Origin of the sequence: Methylobacterium sp. 22177 (genome assembly GCF_052045615.1) — a bacterium.
In the GTDB taxonomy this organism is placed as follows: Bacteria; Pseudomonadota; Alphaproteobacteria; order Rhizobiales; family Beijerinckiaceae; genus Methylobacterium; species Methylobacterium radiotolerans.
The window spans coordinates 40,548-58,017 of the sequence record NZ_JBQEPK010000026.1; the positions used below are offsets into that span (position 1 = coordinate 40,548).

A 17,470-nucleotide genomic window follows, 5' to 3' on the forward strand; every position below is an offset into this window, starting at 1 on the left:
CTGTGGCGCCCGTCCGCGCCGCAGAAGAGCCCGAAGTTTACGAATAAAAGTACACATTTCGGATCGCGTCTATCCGGACCTTCCCGTTCCGGCCGCGCATCAGGACAGATGGCACGCGATCGGTGTCTCGCCGCGACCGCAGTTCGCTTCGCCGCACCGCAGCGAAATCGGTCAAGTGACGATCCGAGAACTTCTTCTCATCGAATCTGACCGGCGAGGGCTTGCAGGATAGACATCGGCGCGCGGAATAGGGACCATCGTCGCCAACGCCGGGCCTGAGCATCGGCGGTGGGACGGATACGCCAATGAGGACGACGCGCCGCGTTTTCTTGACGGGTGCCGCATCCGCAGTCGCGAGCGGTCTGGCGCCGGGGGTGATCCGCTCGGCCTGTGCTCAGGGCGCCGGGTCGACAGTCCGGATCGGCATGGTGCTCCCGGTGACGGGGCCCGGCGCGGATGCCGGCCGCTACGCGCTCGCCGGGGCCAAGATCGCTCTGGAGGCGGTCAACAAAGCCGGAGGGGTGCTCGGCAAGCCCCTGGAGATCGTCACCGAGGACGACCAGACCACCAATCCCGGCGCGGTCTTCGCCTTCTCGAAACTGGCGTCGCAGAGCGACCTCGTCGGCTTCCTCGGTTCGATCCGCTCGACCCAGAACCACGCCATGGCGCCCGACATCCTGAAGACGGGGAAACCTGTCTGTTTCGGCGGCACCGACCCGGTTCTGACGCAGCTCGGCAATCCCTGGCTGTTCCGCTTCCGCCCCAACGACAGCTTCTCGGCCCGGGTGATCGCCGAGCACGGCGTCAACGGGCTGGGCAAGAAGAAGTGGGCGATCATCCACTCCACCGACGCTTTCGGCACCAGCGGGGCCAAGGCGCTGACCGAGAGCCTCGCCAAGGGCGGCGCCACGGTCGCCCTCGACCAGGGCTACACCAACCAGAGCCAGGACTTCACGCCGGTCGTGCTGGCGATCCGGCAGTCGGGCGCCGACGTGATCGGCTCGTACTTCACCTTCGAGAACGACATCGGGATCTTCGCGCGGCAGCTGCGCCAACTCGGCGTCACCGCGCCCTGGGTCGGCTCGCCCTCGATCACCAACGTGACCGCCCTAAAGCTCGCCGGGCCGTCGCTCTACGGCACCTACGGCGTGGCCGACTACGCCGAGGAATCGAGCGACGCCGCCCGGGCCTTCGGCAAGGCCTACCGGGCCGCGATGAAGGTCGCCCCCGACAACCAGTCGTCCTGGACCTTCGACGCGGTCACGGTGCTGGCCAAGGCGATCAACACGGCGGGCAAGACCGACCCGCAGGCGGTCCGCGAGGCCATCCTGGCGGTGCGCGGCCACGAGGGGGCCGAGGGAAGCTACAACTTCGACAAGAACGGCGACGGCCTGCACGGCTACAACGTCGTGCGCAACGACAAGGGCAACATCGTCTTCGACCGGCGGATCGACTTCTACCAGGGCTGAGGCCCGCGTGCAGGACGGAGGCTCAGAGCCGTGAACGATCACCGCAGCGCGGTCCATGTCGGTCGCGGGCCGACGCCTGCGGCGAACGCACCGCGCCATCTCTCCCGCACGGGGGAGGGGGCCTGCGCCTCCTCCGGCGACGTCGCTGCCGCAAGCCGTGTTTCCCAGGAGACGTTGCGCGTGCGGACCGCATGGACCTGATCCTGCAACTCCTCTTCACCGGGATCGGCATCGGCTCCGTCTACGCCCTGGTGGCGCTCGGCTTCGTGCTGATCTTCCGCGCCACCAACGTGGTGAACTTCGCGCAGGGCGAGTTCTCGATGGTGGCGGCCTTCCTGATGGTGGTCTTCGCCGTCGACCTCCAGTGGCCCTACTGGCTCTCCCTCCTCCTGACCCTCGGCGGGATGGCGCTGCTCGGCGCCCTGTTCAATCTCGGCGTCTACTACCCGCTGCGCCACCGCAGCTACCTGCCGGTGATCATCTCGACCATCGGCGCCTCGATCTTCCTGGCGAACACGACGCTCGCCCTCTACGGGCCGCAACCGCAGGTGCTCCCGCCCGTCTTCGAGACCCAGGGCTTCCTGCTCGGGCCGGTCTTCCTCGACAGCCAGTACCTGCTGATCATCGCGGTGACGGCGGCCCTGGTCGCGTTCCAGTACTGGTTCTTCGAGCACACACTGGTCGGCAAGAAGCTGCAGGCGACGTCCCAGGACAAGGAGATGGCCGCTCTCCTCGGCATCCCGGTGGCCGGGATGATCATGCTGACCTTCGTGTACAGCGCGGTGCTCGGCGGCATCGCCGGCATCCTGGTGGCGCCGGTGCTGTTCGTGTCGATCCAGATGGGGGCCACGATCGCCCTCAAGGCCTTCGCGGCGACGATCATCGGCGGCTTCGGCGACGTCACCGGGGCGATCATCGGCGGCCTCGCGCTCGGCATCATCGAGACCTTCGGGGCTGCCTACATCTCGGTCCCCTACAAGGACGCCTTCGCGTTCCTGGTGCTGGTGGTCTTCCTGGTCGTGCGCCCGCAGGGCCTGTTCGGCGAGCGCGTGGCGGAGAAGGCATGAGCGGTCGACCCTCCACCGGCGCCGGCCCGGCCGCGGCGAAGCCAGCGCCCGCGCCGCGCCGGCTGCCCCTGGGCAGCCTCGCCTACGCGGTCCTGGCCGCCGCCCTGGTGACGCTGGCCGCGACGACGCCGCTCAGCGGCTACGCCCTCAACATCCTGATGCAGGCGGCGACCTACGCCATCGCGGTGATCGGGCTCACCGTGGTGCTCGGCCTGTGCGGGCAGATCAACTTGGCCCAGGCCGCCTTCTTCGGGATCGGTGCCTACGCTGTCGGGCTCGGCACGGTCGACGGCGGCCTCAACTTCTGGATCTGCCTGATCACCGGCCTCGGTCTCGCGGTTGTGCTGGGCGCCGCGCTCGGCGCCTCCACGCTGCGGCTCGGCGGCCACTACCTCGCCATGGTGACGATCTCGTTCCAGCAGATCCTGACGCTCGTGCTGACCAACTGGATCCCGGTCACGCACGGGCCGGACGGCGTGCCGAACATCCGCCGCCCGGCCCTGTTCGCGGACGGGCAGAGCTACCTCGCCCTGTGCGTGCTGGTGCTGGCCGTCGTCGGCTGGCTCGTCTGGCACATGCCGCGGACCCGGCTCGGGCGCGCCATGCGGGCGGTGCGCGACAACGAGCTCGCGGCGGGCGTGTCGGGCATCGACATCTACCGCACCAAGGTCGCGGCCTTCGCCCTCGGGGCGCTGCTGGCGGGGCTCGGCGGCGGGCTGTTCGCCGGCAGCTTCACCTATATCAGCCCGGACCAGTTCTCCTTCGCCGAGTCGATCGTCTTCCTGACAATGGCGCTGCTCGGCGGCGTCGGCTCGCCTGTGGGCGCCGTGATCGGCACCGCCCTGCTGATCCTGATCCCGGAATGGCTCCGCTTCCTCAAGGAGATCCCCGGGCTCTACCTCGCGATCTACGGGCTCGCGGTGATCCTGATCGTGGTGTTCATGCCTGATGGGATCTGGGGCTTCCTCGGCGACCAAGTCCGGCGCCTGCGCCGGGCCCGCCCGGCCCCGCCGCCCGCCGCCGAGCTGACCCTGAGCCAGGGCGGGGCCTCCACGGCGCCGATGCTGGAGGTGTCGGACCTGTCCAAGCACTTCGGCGGCCTCAAGGCCGTGGACGCGGTGAGCTTCACGGTGGCGCGGGGCGGCATCCACGCGCTGATCGGCCCGAACGGCTCCGGCAAGACCACGACGCTGAACGTCCTGTCGGGCCTCTACAGCCCCACGGGCGGCACCGTGCGGCTGGCCGGGCAGGACGTCACGCGCCTGTCCCCGCACCGGCGGGCGGCGGCCGGAATCGGGCGCACCTTCCAGAACATCCGCCTGTTCCGCTCGATGAGCGCCCTGGAGAACGTCATCATCGGCGCCGAGCGCCCCGACAACCCCTCGGGCGCGCGCGACCGGGCGGGCCTGGAGACCCGCGCCCGGGCGGCGCTCGCCTTCGTGGGGCTGGAGGGGCGGGCGCTGGAGCCGATCTCCGGCTTCTCGTACGGCCACCAGCGCCTGATCGAGATCGCGCGGGCGCTGGCCGGCAACCCCGTGCTCCTGCTCCTCGACGAGCCGGCCGCCGGGCTCAATTCCAGCGAGAAGAACGCCCTGACGGTGCTCCTGCGCCGGATGGCCGCCAAGGGCCTGACCATCCTGATCATCGACCACGACATGACGCTGGTGAGCGACGTGGCGAGCCACATCACCGTGCTGAACTTCGGCCGCCGCATCGCCGACGGCGTCACGGCGACCGTGCTGCGCGAGCCGGCGGTGATCCAGGCCTATCTGGGCGAGGACACCGCCGCCGGTCCGGCGGCGAGCCTCAAGACCGACCTCGCTCCGGCGTGACCCCCGCGATGACGACGCCCGCCACGCCCCTGCTCGAGATCCGCGATCTCGTCGTCCGGTACGGGGAGATCGAGGCCGTGCGCGGCCTGTCCTTCTCAGTCGGCGCCGGGGAGGTGGTGACGCTGCTGGGTTCCAACGGCGCCGGCAAGTCGACGACCCTCAAGGCAATCTCCGGGCTGGTGCGGCCCGCCGCCGGCACGATCCTGCTGGAGGAGCGGCCGCTGGAGGGCCTGAAGCCCGAGACGATCGTGCGGCTCGGCGTCGCCCACGTCCCGGAAGGACGCCGGGTCTTCCCGGGGCTCACGGTGCGCGAGAACATCATGCTCGGGGCGTCCAACCGCTCCGGCCTCGGCAAGCGGGCGTTGCGCGACGAGGTCGAGGCGATGTTCGACCTCTTCCCGGACATCCGCCGGTTCGGCGACGCCCTGGGCTGGACGCTGTCGGGCGGCCAGCTCCAGATGGTGGCCCTCGCGCGCGGCCTGATGGCCAAGCCGCGGATCCTGCTGCTGGATGAGCCCTCCCTCGGACTGGCCCCGGTGATCGTCCAGGCGGTGTTCGCGATCATCGCCGAGGTGCGCCGCCGCGGGACCACCGTGCTGCTGGTGGAGCAGAATGCCCGGATGGGGCTCTCGGTCGCCGATCGCGGCTACGTGCTGGAGACGGGCCGCCTCGTCCTGCAGGGCGCGCCCGACGCGTTGTGGGCCAACGACGAGATCCGGTCGGCATATCTCGGCGGGCGGACGAGGCCCGAACTCGCGGTCTGACCGGACCGTGCCCCGGCGGCGGCCGCACTGCGCGCTGGACGGATGCGATGCCCGGCGCGGATCGTGCGACCGTCGCCGGACGGATCGGTGCCTTCGGCGGAGCGGTCCTGCAGACGTTGGGAGGCGCGTCCCGGCATCGTCGCCGATCTGCACGGCAAGGCCGCGCTGATCATCCGTGCCGTGACGAACCTCTGCTTCCGGACCTGCCAGCGACATCGCCGGCCGTTCCGTCATGATCGTCGGGACCTCAGACCGCCGACGGTCCGGCGGCCCCGGCCAGGGGAGCCTATGCGCCCTGCGTGGCGGGAGCGCGCGGGGGCAACACCCAGCCCGGCCTGATGAAGTGGCAGGTATATCCGTCGGGACGCCGTTCCAGGTAGTCCTGATGCTCCGGCTCGGCCTCCCAGAACGGGCCGGCGGGCGACACTTCGGTCACGACCTTGCCGGGCCACAGGCCGGAGGCGTCGACGTCGGCGACGGTCTCTTCGGCCACGCGGCGCTGACCGTCGTCGGTGTAGAAGATGGCCGACCGATAGCTGAGGCCCCGGTCGTTGCCCTGGCGGTTCGGCGTCGTCGGGTCGTGGATCTGGAAGAAGAACTCCAGCATGCGCCGGAAGCTCGTCCGATCCGGGTCGTAGATGATCTCGATGGCCTCGGCGTGGGTGCCGTGGTTGCGGTAGGTCGCGTTGGGCACGTCGCCGCCCGTGTAGCCGACGCGGGTCGATATCACGCCCTCCTGCCGCCGGATGAGGTCCTGCATGCCCCAGAAGCAACCACCGGCTAGCACCGCCCTCTCGGTTCTCATCGTAGCTCCTCCTGAGCCGTTCCACTGACAGCGCAGATATAGGGATCCCTCGGCCGCCGCGTTCTGCGACGTCGTCACCTGCCGTCGCGATCGCGGCAGCGAGCGCCGCGGGCATCGTCAGGGGACTGAGCGCGAGACGTCCGCGGCGAAGCGAACGTCTCCGGAGCGGCCTCTCAGCTCCGCACGAGCGGCTTGCTGGCCTTGAAGTTCTTCCGCGCCGGCTCGGCCTTGCGGGGATCCGGCTTGTCGGCGAGGAGGCGCTTCACGCGCTCGTTGAAGTCCTCAGGCGTGACGCCCTGGGCTTTGCCGGTCTTGAGTTCGCGTGCCATCTCGGCCTCCGCTTCGTGGCCCAGAGCACGGGATTGCGCGGAGGGATCAGACGCATATGGGAACTCGTCGGCCGCGGCGCCACCGACTTCGGGCCAGGATAGCCGTCCGCACGCGATGGACCCGCGGGCCGAGATGGGATAGGGTCGCTGCGAGGTTGATGACCGGTTCGTAATAACGCTTCAGGACCCGGGGGCGGTACCCGGCGCCTCCACCAGAAGCATCCTGCCCCGGATACCGCGCGGGGACGAGGGCGAGCGTCCGGCGTTGCGGATCGCGCGCTGCCAGGGTGCTTCTGCTGGGGGTGAAACAGGTTCGACTGGGCGGTAAAGGGATCGCGAGTTCTGTCCTGCCTCGGCAGGGTAAGATGCGGCTTTCGGTAAGGACTCGACCGGTTCGGCGCGGGCAACCCCCGTTCCGAGCACCTGACCAAAACTCTAAATGCCAACGACAACGTCGGCATGGAGATGCGCCTCGCGGCGTAATCTTCCGGGGCGTGGGTACGCCTAGCAACAGAACCCGAGGCTTCGGCCTCGGGACCCGCCTTTATCGTCTGCCAGGTTCAGGGTTGCGGCTGGGCAGATCGGAGCGTTGCTTGAACGAGCCCGAACAGGGCAGTGCAGAGGCCGTCTACATCTCGGCCCTGGTCGGCGAGATGATGCGGCGCGTTCTGGAGGACGCTCTCGCCGAACTCGCGAGAACCCGCGGCGCTGCCTTTCTGGAGATCTTCGTGTCGCGCGAGCTGGCCCGCTGCGCCGACCTGTTCCGTGGCCGGCCCGGCGATACGCCCGAGACGACGGACATGTTGCGGGCTTGGTTCGCCATGGAGGGTGGCGAAGCGCTGCGAGCCGTGGTCGATCGTGCCAGCGTCGAAGCGGCGCGTGATTGAGGCGCTCCAGAGATGGGACCGCCGCCGACCTTGTCGACGATCATCGCACGGCGGCCCTTCTCGGAGCGCTGCGCACGGACTTTTCGGGCAAGTCTCGTCTCACGATCGTTCGGACCGTGATGGCGACAGTCGATGACGGCATCTTGAGCCACAGAACCCCGGATTCTCTCTGGCTCGGTCGGCGGCCGGGGCGACCGGAATTGCCGCGGCGATGAGCTCGCGCAGCTCTGCCCTGGGGTCTTCCTGCGGCCGGCCGAGCGCGGAAGGGCCGCCGTCATCCGCGATGCGGCAATCGCCGCACCCTTGCCTCGCGACACGTCGATCCGACTTCGTGACCAGGGCGCGTTCGAGCGCATCGCCGTGGAACGGCCAAGTGACCTACAGATCTGTCGCCGAGAAGTTGGCGCTCGCGCTCATCACGAGCTTGCCCGCTTCGTCGTAGGCTCGGGCGGTGAACGCGTTCACCTCGGTGCGATACCCCTCATCGCGCAGGATGTCGGTCAGCAACCGGCGAAGGGTATCTCGCAGCGCGTCCCGACCGGACAGGTGTACCCCTTCGTCGTCCCTGACCGTGATGCGATCGGATGTGACGATGAAGTATCTCGGCATCGGGCTCTCCGCCGACTGACGTAGCAGCGCCCATCACGCGGCCACCGGGGCCCGGTCGTTCTGCCCGCCATCGTCGACGCTCGCACAGCGGCGGCCCCTGGGCACTCACCTGGATCAGTCGCTGCGGTGCGGGGTGACCGGCGGTGCGGAACAGGATCGACCTCGGAAGCCGTGCCCACGATGCGCAGCGCGCTCTGGACCTGCTCCGCCGCCGCGTCCCACCTCAGACCGGTGCGGGCCGCTGTGGCGTGTCCGAAGGGTGACTCGCCTCGCCCGGCCCTTACCCGGGGAACGGAAGCCGCGTGTCTCCGCGCGGAGTCGAACGCGCGGAGACACGCGGCGGCGTCTATCTCCCGTTGCCGCCGAGCGTCGCGGACGGCTCCCGTCGCGTCGCGGGCCCGACGGGAACCTGCACTCGAGGCGGCAGTTCTGTGCCGGCACCGATCTGAAAAGTCGGCCACGGCATCGTCGAGCAGGAGTCCCGTCAGGCCGCAACCGGAGCGCTTCTCGAGCGTCTGGAATTATAGTTCAGCATTCGAGTTGCCTATCGCTCGATCAAAACCTATAGTGCCGTGTCGGCGGGGGGGCAATGCCTGAGATGGCTGGGATCGGTGTCGCGCACGCCTGCGCCGACCGACAGACTCGGTCCGCGCGCGGAGCGGCCGCACGCAACGCGGCCGTCATCCAGGCCGGCCTCGCCCGGATCGTCGAGGACGAGATCCTGCCGCGTCTCACGCTCGCGCATCAGGCGGATCCGCCGTCGCGTGCATCGACGACGAGATCGCCGATGCCTGACCGCGTCGCCGCTCTCGCTCGGGCGCTGATGGCGGGCGACTCGCACGGCGCGTGGGTCCGCGCGATTCTGGAAGAGGGGCTCTCGCTCGATGCGCTGCTGCTCGACCTGTTCGCACCCGCGGCGCGGTATCTGGGCGCGCTGTGGGAAGACGATGCCGCGGATTTCCTCGACGTGGCGGTCGCGCTCGGTCGTCTTCAGAACCTGACCCGCGCCCTGTGTGCGGATCTGGAGGGCGTGGACGTGACGGCGAACGGGCGCCGGGTCCTGCTGATGCCCTGTCCCGGCGAGGCCCATCTCTTCAGTCTCGCGCTCGTGGCGAGCTTCTTCCGCGAGGCGGGGTGGCACGTGGTCCTGACCGACGGAGCGGACGAGGATCCCGCCAGCCTGGTTCGAGCCGAACAATTCGATCTGGTCGGCATCTCGCTGTCGTGCGACGTCCTCCTGCCCGTGATGGCGGAGTCCGTGGCGAAGTTGCGCGCCGCGTCGTGCAACCGGGACTTGCGCGTCATCGTGGGTGGTCCGCTGTTCGTGCGCGAGCCTGCCTGCGCCAGCTTCGTGGGCGCGGATGCCGTCGCCGCGGACGCGCAATCGGCCGTCAAGATCGCGGAGGCCGCCTTGGCCCGCTGATTCCGTGCGGTCAGGCGCTGGTTCCGGCAAACCGGCGCCGCGCGGATCTCTTCTCATCCGGACGGTGTTAAAGATGTCGCGGTTGAGAGGTAGAGATCCAGAATTTGCAGGGGTTCGACGAGCAATTGGCGCTCGAATTCGTCCGCGGCCTCGTACAGTCGGCCGTGGCACGAGGCGTCGATCCGGCCATTCGACTCGATCAGTTTCGGGCGCTGCAGCAAGCTGTCGTCGCTCTATCGCGGGATCCTGCCGTCGTTCGCGCCAGTGAGCAGCTCATCCGGGCGATCGACTGCGTTCTCCACGAGCTGACCGCGGTGAAATCGTAGGCGGATCGGACGGGTTCTGCGGCGACGAACGGGGTAGGGCCGCCCGCGCGCAGCTAGCGACGCCCACGATCGACCATCCGTTTCGATGCACGCCTCCAGGCTTCGCCGAGCGTGCTCTGGCGTGAAGACTGATCCGAAGCGCGGGCCCGACGCGGAGATGTTCGCCACGCTCTGCCGTTCTCAAGGTCGCGTCGGGTCGTTGTCTCAAGATCAGGCGCCTCGACGCGCGTCAGCGGCTGTCGGCCGGGCCGGTCCTGTGCCGAGCCGGGGCGCGGCGACCGGGCGAACTCCAGGCCCGCGGTGACCGGCCGTTGCGGACACCCTGCAAGTGGCCTATCGGCCGCGACGATGCCCGACCGATCCCTCCGCGCCGTCCGGTCCGACGATCTCATGGCCGAGGTCGGCGCGCGCCTCCCCCTCTTCGATGACCTTTCCCCAGACACGATTCAGCGTCTGTCGGCCGAGGGCTTCGGGCGCGGCTTGCTGACGGCGTCCTTGCGAGCCCGCCTGCGCAAGGCCGGATTCCCCGATCTCGGTCATCTGGCCCAGTCTTCACCGGTCGCGATCGCCGCGATCAGAAAGTTCGGCCCCGTCCGGGTCGAGCGCGTCCGACACTTCATTTTCGACACGCTGGCGCGCTGGCTCCCGCGCGCCCGGGAGACGCACACCCACGAGGCGACGCGGGCGCGGAGGCTCAACCGGCTGCGCGGGCTGTCAGCCGGATGCCTGCCCCTCGCGGCGGGTCAGATCGCGGCGCTCCGCTTCGAGGACGGGTCCTGTGCGGACATAGCTACGTGCTCGCGTCTCTGGCTCCTCCGGACAGGCGCCGTGACATCCGATGACGTGGACCACGTCGTCGCCGCGCTCACCCGCCTTGCTCGAGCCTCCGATCCGGGCCCTCCGCGTCCCCTGGAGGAGGCCGGGGCTGCACCGGCGGGCGACGCCGCGGCAATGGCGACCCGTCGTGCCGCTCTGCTGGCGGAGCGGGACCGTGAATGGGACGAGGCCGCGCCGACCGAGGGCAGGCACCGGACTTGACCACTCCTCCCGATCCGAGATCGGGTCGGACCGCGCGCCGCCAGGTGCCGTCGAGACGGCCCGGCTCGATCCGACGTGAGCCCGTTCGGGTCCCTGGGCGCGCCGCCCGGCGCTTCGTGAAAGACCCGGCGAACGGCCTGTGAAGGGGCATGATCCCGCCCATCCGAGACGGGCGCGCAACGCCCCCCCTTGCGCCGCCGCGCGCGCTTACCATCTTCAGACCATCCAACGGGATGGTCCAGGGATGGATAGAATGGCGGATAAGGTGCACGATCTGCGACCCAAGCTGCCGGACAGCGAGAAGATCACGCTCAACCTCGGGTTCGTCGACCTCGGCCACATCGACCTGATGGTCCGCGACGGCTTCTACGCCAACCGTGCCGATTTCATTCGAACCGCCGTGCGCAATCAGATCGAGCGCCAGGGCGAGGCTGTCAGGCAGTCCGTCAGCCGGAAACAGCTCAGCCTCGGCCTGTCGCACTACACGAAGCAAGCGCTCGAGGCGGCGCGCGACGCGGGCGCGCCGCTGCATATCCAGGTGCTCGGGCTGGCCAGCATCGCCCTCGACGTCACGCCCGAACTGGCGCGCGCCGCCATCGCCTCGGTCGAGGTGCTCGGCGCCTTCCAGGCCAGTCCCGCGGTCAAGGCCGCGCTCGCCGACCGGACGACCTGACGTCTTCCCGCCGACGCGACTGGAGATTCCGCCGCGCCCGCTCTCCCTTACCCAGGACCTGTCCGATGGATCACACCACGAAGACCGCCTTCGCGCGCTTCGCATTCCCGAAGGTCGACCCGGCCCGTGCCGCCCGTGCGGCGGAGGCGATGGCCAAGCTTCACGAGCGGCAGGCCGCGGCGTTCAAACTGTGGTCGGAGGCGGGTCGGAGCGCCGCGGAGGTGCGGACCGCGGACGCGGCCGACATCCTCGACATGGTCGCGCCCTCCGCTCCCGGCGAAGCCTGGGTCGCGCCGGAGACAACTGGAAGTCGTTCGGGCCGGCATCCCCACGCCGAACTCGGAGGCGACATCGCCGGCAACGTGATGCGCACCATCCAGGAGGCGCTGGCGAAGGCCGGCGTGGACCCGGATCGCGACGGGCGGAGCGGCGCGACGCCGGCCCCGGCCGGGCTTCCGGAGGGGGCACGCTTCGAGGCCCGCACCTTCACCGGCGCGGCCGGGACCCGGAACTACAAGGTCTACGTACCGAGCGGCTACACCGGCCAGGCGCTGCCCGTCGTGGTGATGCTGCACGGCTGCACGCAGAACCCGGACGACTTCGCCGCAGGCACGCGGATGAACGCGGTCGCCGAGGCGCGCGGCGTCCTCGTGGTCTATCCGGAGCAGCCGCGTTCGGCCAACATGCAGCGGTGCTGGAACTGGTACGAGCCCGGTGACCAGCAGCGGGAGGGCGGCGAGCCCGCCCTGATCGCCGGCATCGTCCGGCAGGTGATCGCGGAGTTCTCGGCCGATGACAGGCGCGTCTACGCGGCAGGCCTGTCGGCAGGCGGGGCCGCCGCCGCGATCCTGGCGATGACCCACCCCGATTTGTTCGCGGCGATCGGCGTCCATTCCGGCCTGGCCTGCGGTTCCGCGCGGGACGTGCCCTCGGCCTTCGCGGCCATGAAGGGCGTCGGCGCGCCCGCGACGGGGGAGCGACACGCCGTGCCGCTGATCGTGTTCCACGGTGACCGCGACCGCACCGTGCACGCGGCCAACGGCGATCGCGTGACCGCGCAGGGGCCTTCCGATCCGGAGCTCCGCACATCCGCGACCCAGGGCCGGACACCGGACGGGGTGGACTACACCCGCACCGTCCGGACGGACGCGTCCGGCCGCGCCGTCGTGGAGCAGTGGGTCGTGCACGGAGCCGGGCACGCCTGGTCGGGCGGCAGCCCGGCCGGCTCGTTCACCGACCCGCGCGGCCCGGACGCGAGCCAGGAGATGATCCGCTTCTTCCTGGAGCACGCGCGGGCGACCGGTGCCAGACCCTGAGGCCTGCCGGTCAGTCGGCTGCATCGTCCCTGCCGGATCGCGCAACCGATCGCTTCGATCGCGGCCGATCGGCGCTCTCGCGCCGATCCCGCGCGTCTGACGGACCCTGGCCGCAGGTCCCGAGCGGACCTGTCGCGCCGCGCGCCGGGCCCGCTGCCCGGTCGATCGCGGCAAGCTCCGCCCCAGGCCGACGAAGAAGCCGATCCCGGCGGGCCGCGGGGGCGCCCCCGGGTCAGGACTATCTTTGTCCGTCATGAAAGCGCAGAGTGCCGACATCACCGGATCGGTTGATCCAGGCTCCGGTGGCTGAGGGTCCATGCCCCCGCCTGCAACGAACAGGCGCGCGTGGCAGACCTCATCACCTTTCCCGCCCGGCCCCGCTCACGACACGCGCGCCGCGCCTATCAGGTCCATCGGCTCGCCCCGACCGGTGGCGTGCTCACGACTTGCGTCATCACAGCGCGCAACGACGGCGATGCCAAGCGGCAGGCAGCGGGTCTGATCGCGGGGCATCATACCGAACTCTGGGCAAGCGACCGCCTCGTTGCCGTCTTCGGCGCCTTCGAGACCCCGATCGCGACCGCGATCCGGTTGCTCCCAGATCAGCCGACGCCCGAACGGTGAAGACAACTCCGTCCGGTCCGTCATCGTATCGAGGAGCGAGATCATGGCAGCGGAACAGAAGCGCGGAAATCGCGAAGTCAAGAAGCCGAAGAAGCCTGTGCCCAAGACCAATGCCTCGGCGCCCTCGGTCAAGGGCTCCGTCGCGGCGGCCATGAGGCCGCCCCGGAAGGCCTGAGGGCGATGCCCGCTCGTCACGGCCAAGCCGGGTGGTAGAGCCCGGCCAACCCCGGCCATGCCCGGTGATGCGGAAGCTGGCCCGGTTGGTCGTCCGTATGGCGCAGCGACCCGGCCTCCTCGAGAGCGGCCGGCTGATCGATCAACTCACCGATCTGGAAACCGAGGGCTTGGCCCGGAATATTTCGTGGCGGTCCATCGAGACAATCAGAGCTACGCGATTGAAGCTGCGCGTCGAGGGCCTGATACCGAAATCGTCTCTGCCGCTAGCTCCCTGATCGGTGTGCGATGATCGATCGTGAGACGTGCTTGGACGCGCTGCGAGCGCTCATCGTCCGGGCGGACCCGGCCGAGCTCGCGGCCGCTCAGGATAGCCCGCAGCGCTTCATCCTGCGCGACGACGGTCCGGAGCGACGGACAGCGGTCCTCGACGGCCTCCGCGCCGAACTCCCGTGCGAGACGCGGGCCGGCTCCCGCTCGCGCGAGCAGCCTTCACACGGTCCGCCCCGCGATGATCGAGCGGACGCGCACCATGGCAGAGGCCACGACGGCGTGACGCGCCGCCGCCGGCCGAACGCCCGCGGAATCGCGCCCGTCCTTCGAGGCACGGATGCCCCGCGTCGCCCGTCAGATGCCGATGCTCGCCGCCCCGGCGGCGGCCGCCTGCGGAACGGTCGCGCCGTTCCGCAACGCCATCGCTATGGCGATCGACATGGTGTCGATGGCGAGCGCGCGATCCTGCCCGTAATCGTAGGAGCTGTTTCTCCCGGAACTCAGCCGCGCGTAGTAGGCGTCGGGAAATTCCCGATCGATCCGCGTTCTGAGAAGCTGAGCTGCCGCGGCGTAATTGGCTTCGAAATCCCGGCCCTTGCTCGCCGATGCCCCCTCGAAGGTCCCGGCTTCCTTTCGCTTGGCGATCGCATCGGACCTGCGCTCTTGCGCGCTGCCAAGGAAAAAGTGAATCGTTCTGGAGATCAGCCACCGGATGATGGTCATCGGAATCTCCTGTGCGGGCGGCGAATGCCGTCCCGTGCGGATACATAGCACATCGCGGCGCCACCTGAGCTTAAAAATACGGGCTCGCTGATAATCGAAGTTTCCGGCAGGCCGCCGCGCGGTATGCTGGCCGAGGCGTCCGGCTGTCCGGGTCAAGGCCCGGGCCTGCGTCGGTCACCACGCCCATCGATACGGGGACGCACCGCGGCCCGCCGGGACGAGGGCCGGGCGACCGCGCGCCTGCCGAGTCACGGCGCGGCCCGGCACCCGTCCTGGACCGCACCGCCGTCGGTCAGGGCGGAGAGATCTGCGGACCCGGATGCACCAGGGTCGTGACATGTTCGGTCGCCTTCCACACGGGCCAGGAGCCCTCGCGAACGAACATGGCGAACGCCTCGATCACGTCCGGCCGGTCGAAAGCGCGCATACCCTCGCGTGCGCGCCCGACGATGCAGGCCCCATCCGCCGTATCAGCCGCGGGCGAGCGGATATCGAGCGAGAACATCACGCCTGATCGATCGGGCCTGAGCGCGTCCGGGAGGGCGTCGATCTTGCGCCAGAGGCAGTACCACCGGGCGCAGGCCTCCGGGCGTTCGCGGTAGATCTCGCAGCCCGTTCCGGTGTTGTGCCGGCACACGACCCCTGCCGGCTTGTCGAGGGCCGGGATCGCCAGAACACGGCAGCACATCGTGCAGGAACCGCATGACCGGCCGGGGACGGTGCGCTCGGGGGTCCGCGGGACGCCCTGGCTCGGGCTGCCGCAGACTCGTGCTTTGCTCGCGATCGGTCTGTCCTCGATTGCCGTCGTGCGGCGGGGATGTGGCTGATGGCGGAGATGCGAGGGGCGGGTGCTGTGCGCCAGGGCGGGCGGCTTTCCGGCGCAAGCCGGGCGCTCGGCGGGAGCGTCGGCGACGGGGGGCCAGGCGGCGCCCCGACCCGGCGGGCGGGTGGCTCAGGCCGTCGGGCGCCGCGCGTGCCGCCAAGCCGCAATCGCGCTCCGTCTCGCCTCGAAGGCCGTGCGCAACCGCGTGCCCGGTGCACCCTGCCGCTCCGCGCCATAGCCGTGGAGCAGGACTGCGTCGGGTCCGAAGACACGACGCATCTCGGCGCGCCAGAGGCGGTCCGCGACGGCGAGCGTCGTCTCGGTTTCCGCGAAGCGTTCGATGTTCATGGCAGACGTCCTCACCTCATCGCCGCCTGCCACAACGCGCCGTCCTGCCCAGAGGTCCAACGCGAGCGTGATCCCGGCCGCGGTCGCGGATCGGGGGATCGGTGCAGCTCGAAGACGTCGCGGGCTACGATGGGGGCGCTGCGGCTTCTTCGCGCGGTCTCGCGGCGCGGCAAGGTGGCCGTCGTGTCAGAGGGCCCGCGCGAGGCCCGCCTCCAGATCGAGGGCGCTGGCGGTCTGCTGAGAGAGGCGGACGCCCGTCGGCTCTACCGCCGCATCGGCCTTCACCGCGCGGCGCACGATCGCCAGCGCCTCGTCCTCCGAGGTGGTGATCGTCGCGTAGAACATGACCAACCGGCCCGAAAGCTCCGCCTCGTCGGGCCGCGTCACCTTGAGGATGAAGGCCGTCTGATTGGGTTCGATCATCGCCGCGTCGGCCGAGTGGGTGTCCTTCGTCGTCATGGATCGCAAAGGCCTCGCTCGGTCCGCCCGGGGACGCCCTCAGCCGGGCCGATGCGTCGTGGCGGACGCGCGTCACGGAACGCCACGCGGTCGTCCGCGGGCCCGTCCGCCCGAGACGGTTCAGGCAGGCGTGAGCTCGCCTTCCCGCACGGCACGCTCGCCGCTCGCGGACTTGATACGGTAAGTCGGCTCGCCGGAACGGTCGTCCGGCGTCAGGCGGATCACCTCGAAGAGCCCGTCGACGGTGCTCTTATTGCCCGCGTAGCTGATCCCCAGCTGCCGGACATGCTGGCCGATCTTGAACTTGTGAGACATGGGTCGTCCTCCGGAGTGATGGCGCGTGCGGGCCGGGTGCGGCCTAGCGGCGTGCGCGCGCCTTGCGGGCCGCAAACCGTGCGTCGCGTGCAGCCTTCTGTTCGGCAGCGCGGGCAACCTGCTGCTCCGCCTTCTCGGCAGCCAGACGGTCGGACTCGGCCGCGGCGCGGGCCCGCGCGGCCTGGACCTCAGCCTCGTGCTCGACCGCGGCGGCCAGACGAACGGCTTCCCGTTCGGTTGCCCGGAGGTCTCGCGCCTGGATGACCGCGTGCCGCGCGGCTTGCCGAGCGAGGAGGCCCGGATCGTCGGCCGCGGGGCGCGCCCGGAACCGGGCCAGTGTGGCCTGCCGCGCTCTGGCCGTCTCTGCGAGACGATCGACGAGGTGATCGGTTTTCAAAGGTTTCACGGATTCTCCGCAGGCGCACCGGACGTCGGCCCTGGTGGCGGGACATGGATGAAGCCGCTCCGCGACGGGAACGGCTTCGACGGGCGTCTGGGGCTGACGCGTGAGACTCAGGCGGCCTGAAGGCTGCCGGCCGACTGCTTGCCGGTCCGCCGATCGGTCTCCATCTCGTAGGAGACTTTCTGGCCCTCGTTCAGGCCTTGCATGCCGGCGCGCTCGACGGCCGAGATGTGGACGAACACGTCCTTGCCGCCGTCATCCGGCTGGATGAAGCCGAAGCCCTTGGTGTCGTTGAACCATTTAACGGTGCCGATGGTCATAGGTATTCCATATCAGTGAAGGCAAATAGATAGGGCGGGCGCGTGGATCACACGCGCCCGGTCGCCGGATGTCGAAAATGGGAGAGATGCAGAACGCTCGCCCTGTTGAGGCGATACGGCCGGATACCTGGCCAAAAATCGATGCTGTATCTGTACGCCATCGATGTGAAGATGACAAGTACATTGAGAAAGTGCGCGATTTATGCCGGGCCGAGCGGCGATTATTCATCCCGAAACTTCGCGCCGCGTTTCCCGTGAACGGCTCGGACGAAGCGGCTTGTCGGCCCGCGCTCCGGCGTTCGGCCGGCCGATCTCCGACGGCGTCAACGGCCGGTCCGGTGTGATGAGGAGGGCCCCTCCAGCGGGCTGGACAAGCGGCGGCAACGTCGTCTCCGACCCGTGACGCCGTCCGTGCCCGCTCCCCCGGCGCTGATGCGGCGACGTGGACACCTGGCCGAGGGGCGGCCGGG

General features: G+C 69.8%; 21 protein-coding genes and 1 other RNA gene. 11 read left to right on the top strand and 11 right to left on the bottom strand.

Translation table 11 applies throughout. The features are described from left to right. Window positions 1–305: 305 nt before the first annotated feature. From ACTJK8_RS21395 to ACTJK8_RS21410, 4 genes are all read left to right on the top strand, one after another. Complete coding sequence (locus ACTJK8_RS21395) at window positions 306–1,469, top strand: ABC transporter substrate-binding protein (RefSeq protein ID WP_012329744.1); 1,164 nt, start codon at window positions 306–308, stop codon at window positions 1,467–1,469. A gap of 191 nt (window positions 1,470–1,660) precedes the next feature. Further along, the gene (locus ACTJK8_RS21400) at window positions 1,661–2,536 is read left to right on the top strand and encodes a branched-chain amino acid ABC transporter permease (RefSeq protein ID WP_012329745.1); all 876 of its coding nucleotides are present in this window, start codon (window positions 1,661–1,663) and stop codon (window positions 2,534–2,536) included. Beyond that, the gene (locus tag ACTJK8_RS21405; protein ID WP_063111158.1) at window positions 2,533–4,368 is read left to right on the top strand and encodes a branched-chain amino acid ABC transporter ATP-binding protein/permease; all 1,836 of its coding nucleotides are present in this window, start codon (window positions 2,533–2,535) and stop codon (window positions 4,366–4,368) included. Before ACTJK8_RS21400 ends, ACTJK8_RS21405 begins: the two co-directional genes overlap by 4 nt. 8 nt (window positions 4,369–4,376) lie before the next feature. Further along, a complete protein-coding gene (locus tag ACTJK8_RS21410; protein WP_063111159.1) occupies window positions 4,377–5,132 on the top strand; it encodes an ABC transporter ATP-binding protein in 756 nt (251 codons plus the stop codon). 286 nt (window positions 5,133–5,418) lie between these two features. Here the strand turns inward: ACTJK8_RS21410 and msrA are convergent, their stop codons facing one another. Then, window positions 5,419–5,937 carry a peptide-methionine (S)-S-oxide reductase MsrA gene (msrA, locus tag ACTJK8_RS21415; protein ID WP_440762479.1) on the bottom strand — a complete coding sequence of 173 codons (519 nt, stop codon included), beginning with the start codon at window positions 5,935–5,937 and terminating at the stop codon, window positions 5,419–5,421. 173 nt (window positions 5,938–6,110) lie between these two features. Beyond that, the gene (locus ACTJK8_RS21420) at window positions 6,111–6,266 is read right to left on the bottom strand and encodes a hypothetical protein (RefSeq protein ID WP_012329749.1); all 156 of its coding nucleotides are present in this window, start codon (window positions 6,264–6,266) and stop codon (window positions 6,111–6,113) included. A gap of 163 nt (window positions 6,267–6,429) precedes the next feature. Between ACTJK8_RS21420 and ssrA the strand changes: the two genes are divergently transcribed. Both ssrA and ACTJK8_RS21430 read left to right on the top strand, forming a co-directional pair. Beyond that, window positions 6,430–6,602: a transfer-messenger RNA gene (gene ssrA, locus ACTJK8_RS21425) on the top strand. A gap of 257 nt (window positions 6,603–6,859) precedes the next feature. After that, on the top strand, window positions 6,860–7,153 hold the full coding sequence (locus tag ACTJK8_RS21430) for a hypothetical protein (RefSeq protein ID WP_024827253.1): 294 nt from the start codon (window positions 6,860–6,862) through the stop codon (window positions 7,151–7,153). A gap of 378 nt (window positions 7,154–7,531) precedes the next feature. Here ACTJK8_RS21430 and ACTJK8_RS21435 read toward each other — a convergent pair whose 3' ends face one another. Next, window positions 7,532–7,762, bottom strand: coding sequence for a DUF6894 family protein (locus ACTJK8_RS21435; protein ID WP_024827252.1), 231 nt, complete (start codon window positions 7,760–7,762; stop codon window positions 7,532–7,534). A 598-nt stretch (window positions 7,763–8,360) separates the two neighbouring features. Between ACTJK8_RS21435 and ACTJK8_RS21440 the strand changes: the two genes are divergently transcribed. The 5 genes from ACTJK8_RS21440 (at window position 8,361) to ACTJK8_RS21460 (ending at window position 12,538) form a co-directional block, all read left to right on the top strand. Then, window positions 8,361–9,185, top strand: coding sequence for a cobalamin B12-binding domain-containing protein (locus ACTJK8_RS21440; protein WP_234742211.1), 825 nt, complete (start codon window positions 8,361–8,363; stop codon window positions 9,183–9,185). 104 nt (window positions 9,186–9,289) lie between these two features. Next, a complete protein-coding gene (locus ACTJK8_RS21445) occupies window positions 9,290–9,511 on the top strand; it encodes a hypothetical protein (protein WP_024827250.1) in 222 nt (73 codons plus the stop codon). A gap of 390 nt (window positions 9,512–9,901) precedes the next feature. Then, complete coding sequence (locus tag ACTJK8_RS21450) at window positions 9,902–10,549, top strand: hypothetical protein (RefSeq protein ID WP_440762480.1); 648 nt, start codon at window positions 9,902–9,904, stop codon at window positions 10,547–10,549. A gap of 253 nt (window positions 10,550–10,802) precedes the next feature. After that, entirely contained in the window at window positions 10,803–11,222 is a 420-nt protein-coding gene (locus ACTJK8_RS21455; RefSeq protein WP_012329754.1) for a CopG family transcriptional regulator, read from the top strand. Window positions 11,223–11,287: 65 nt separating this feature from the next. Further along, window positions 11,288–12,538: an extracellular catalytic domain type 1 short-chain-length polyhydroxyalkanoate depolymerase gene (locus ACTJK8_RS21460; protein ID WP_029358998.1), complete on the top strand. Its 1,251-nt coding sequence runs from the start codon at window positions 11,288–11,290 to the stop codon at window positions 12,536–12,538. Between the two features lie 381 nt (window positions 12,539–12,919). Here the strand turns inward: ACTJK8_RS21460 and ACTJK8_RS21465 are convergent, their stop codons facing one another. From ACTJK8_RS21465 to ACTJK8_RS21500, 8 genes are all read right to left on the bottom strand, one after another. After that, a complete protein-coding gene (locus tag ACTJK8_RS21465) occupies window positions 12,920–13,315 on the bottom strand; it encodes a hypothetical protein (protein WP_208866672.1) in 396 nt (131 codons plus the stop codon). 648 nt (window positions 13,316–13,963) lie between these two features. Continuing rightward, window positions 13,964–14,332: a hypothetical protein gene (locus tag ACTJK8_RS21470; protein WP_012329758.1), complete on the bottom strand. Its 369-nt coding sequence runs from the start codon at window positions 14,330–14,332 to the stop codon at window positions 13,964–13,966. A 292-nt stretch (window positions 14,333–14,624) separates the two neighbouring features. Further along, entirely contained in the window at window positions 14,625–14,969 is a 345-nt protein-coding gene (locus tag ACTJK8_RS21475) for a hypothetical protein (RefSeq protein ID WP_024827244.1), read from the bottom strand. A gap of 315 nt (window positions 14,970–15,284) precedes the next feature. Then, window positions 15,285–15,503: a hypothetical protein gene (locus ACTJK8_RS21480; protein ID WP_012329760.1), complete on the bottom strand. Its 219-nt coding sequence runs from the start codon at window positions 15,501–15,503 to the stop codon at window positions 15,285–15,287. A gap of 186 nt (window positions 15,504–15,689) precedes the next feature. Further along, window positions 15,690–15,962, bottom strand: coding sequence for a hypothetical protein (locus ACTJK8_RS21485; protein ID WP_012329761.1), 273 nt, complete (start codon window positions 15,960–15,962; stop codon window positions 15,690–15,692). A gap of 120 nt (window positions 15,963–16,082) precedes the next feature. Beyond that, complete coding sequence (locus ACTJK8_RS21490; protein WP_012329762.1) at window positions 16,083–16,277, bottom strand: hypothetical protein; 195 nt, start codon at window positions 16,275–16,277, stop codon at window positions 16,083–16,085. 43 nt (window positions 16,278–16,320) lie between these two features. After that, entirely contained in the window at window positions 16,321–16,674 is a 354-nt protein-coding gene (locus tag ACTJK8_RS21495; protein WP_076729305.1) for a DUF6481 family protein, read from the bottom strand. 116 nt (window positions 16,675–16,790) lie between these two features. Beyond that, window positions 16,791–17,000 (bottom strand): cold-shock protein, encoded by a 210-nt coding sequence (locus tag ACTJK8_RS21500; protein ID WP_012329763.1) that lies wholly within the window; start codon window positions 16,998–17,000, stop codon window positions 16,791–16,793. Window positions 17,001–17,470 lie beyond the last annotated feature (470 nt).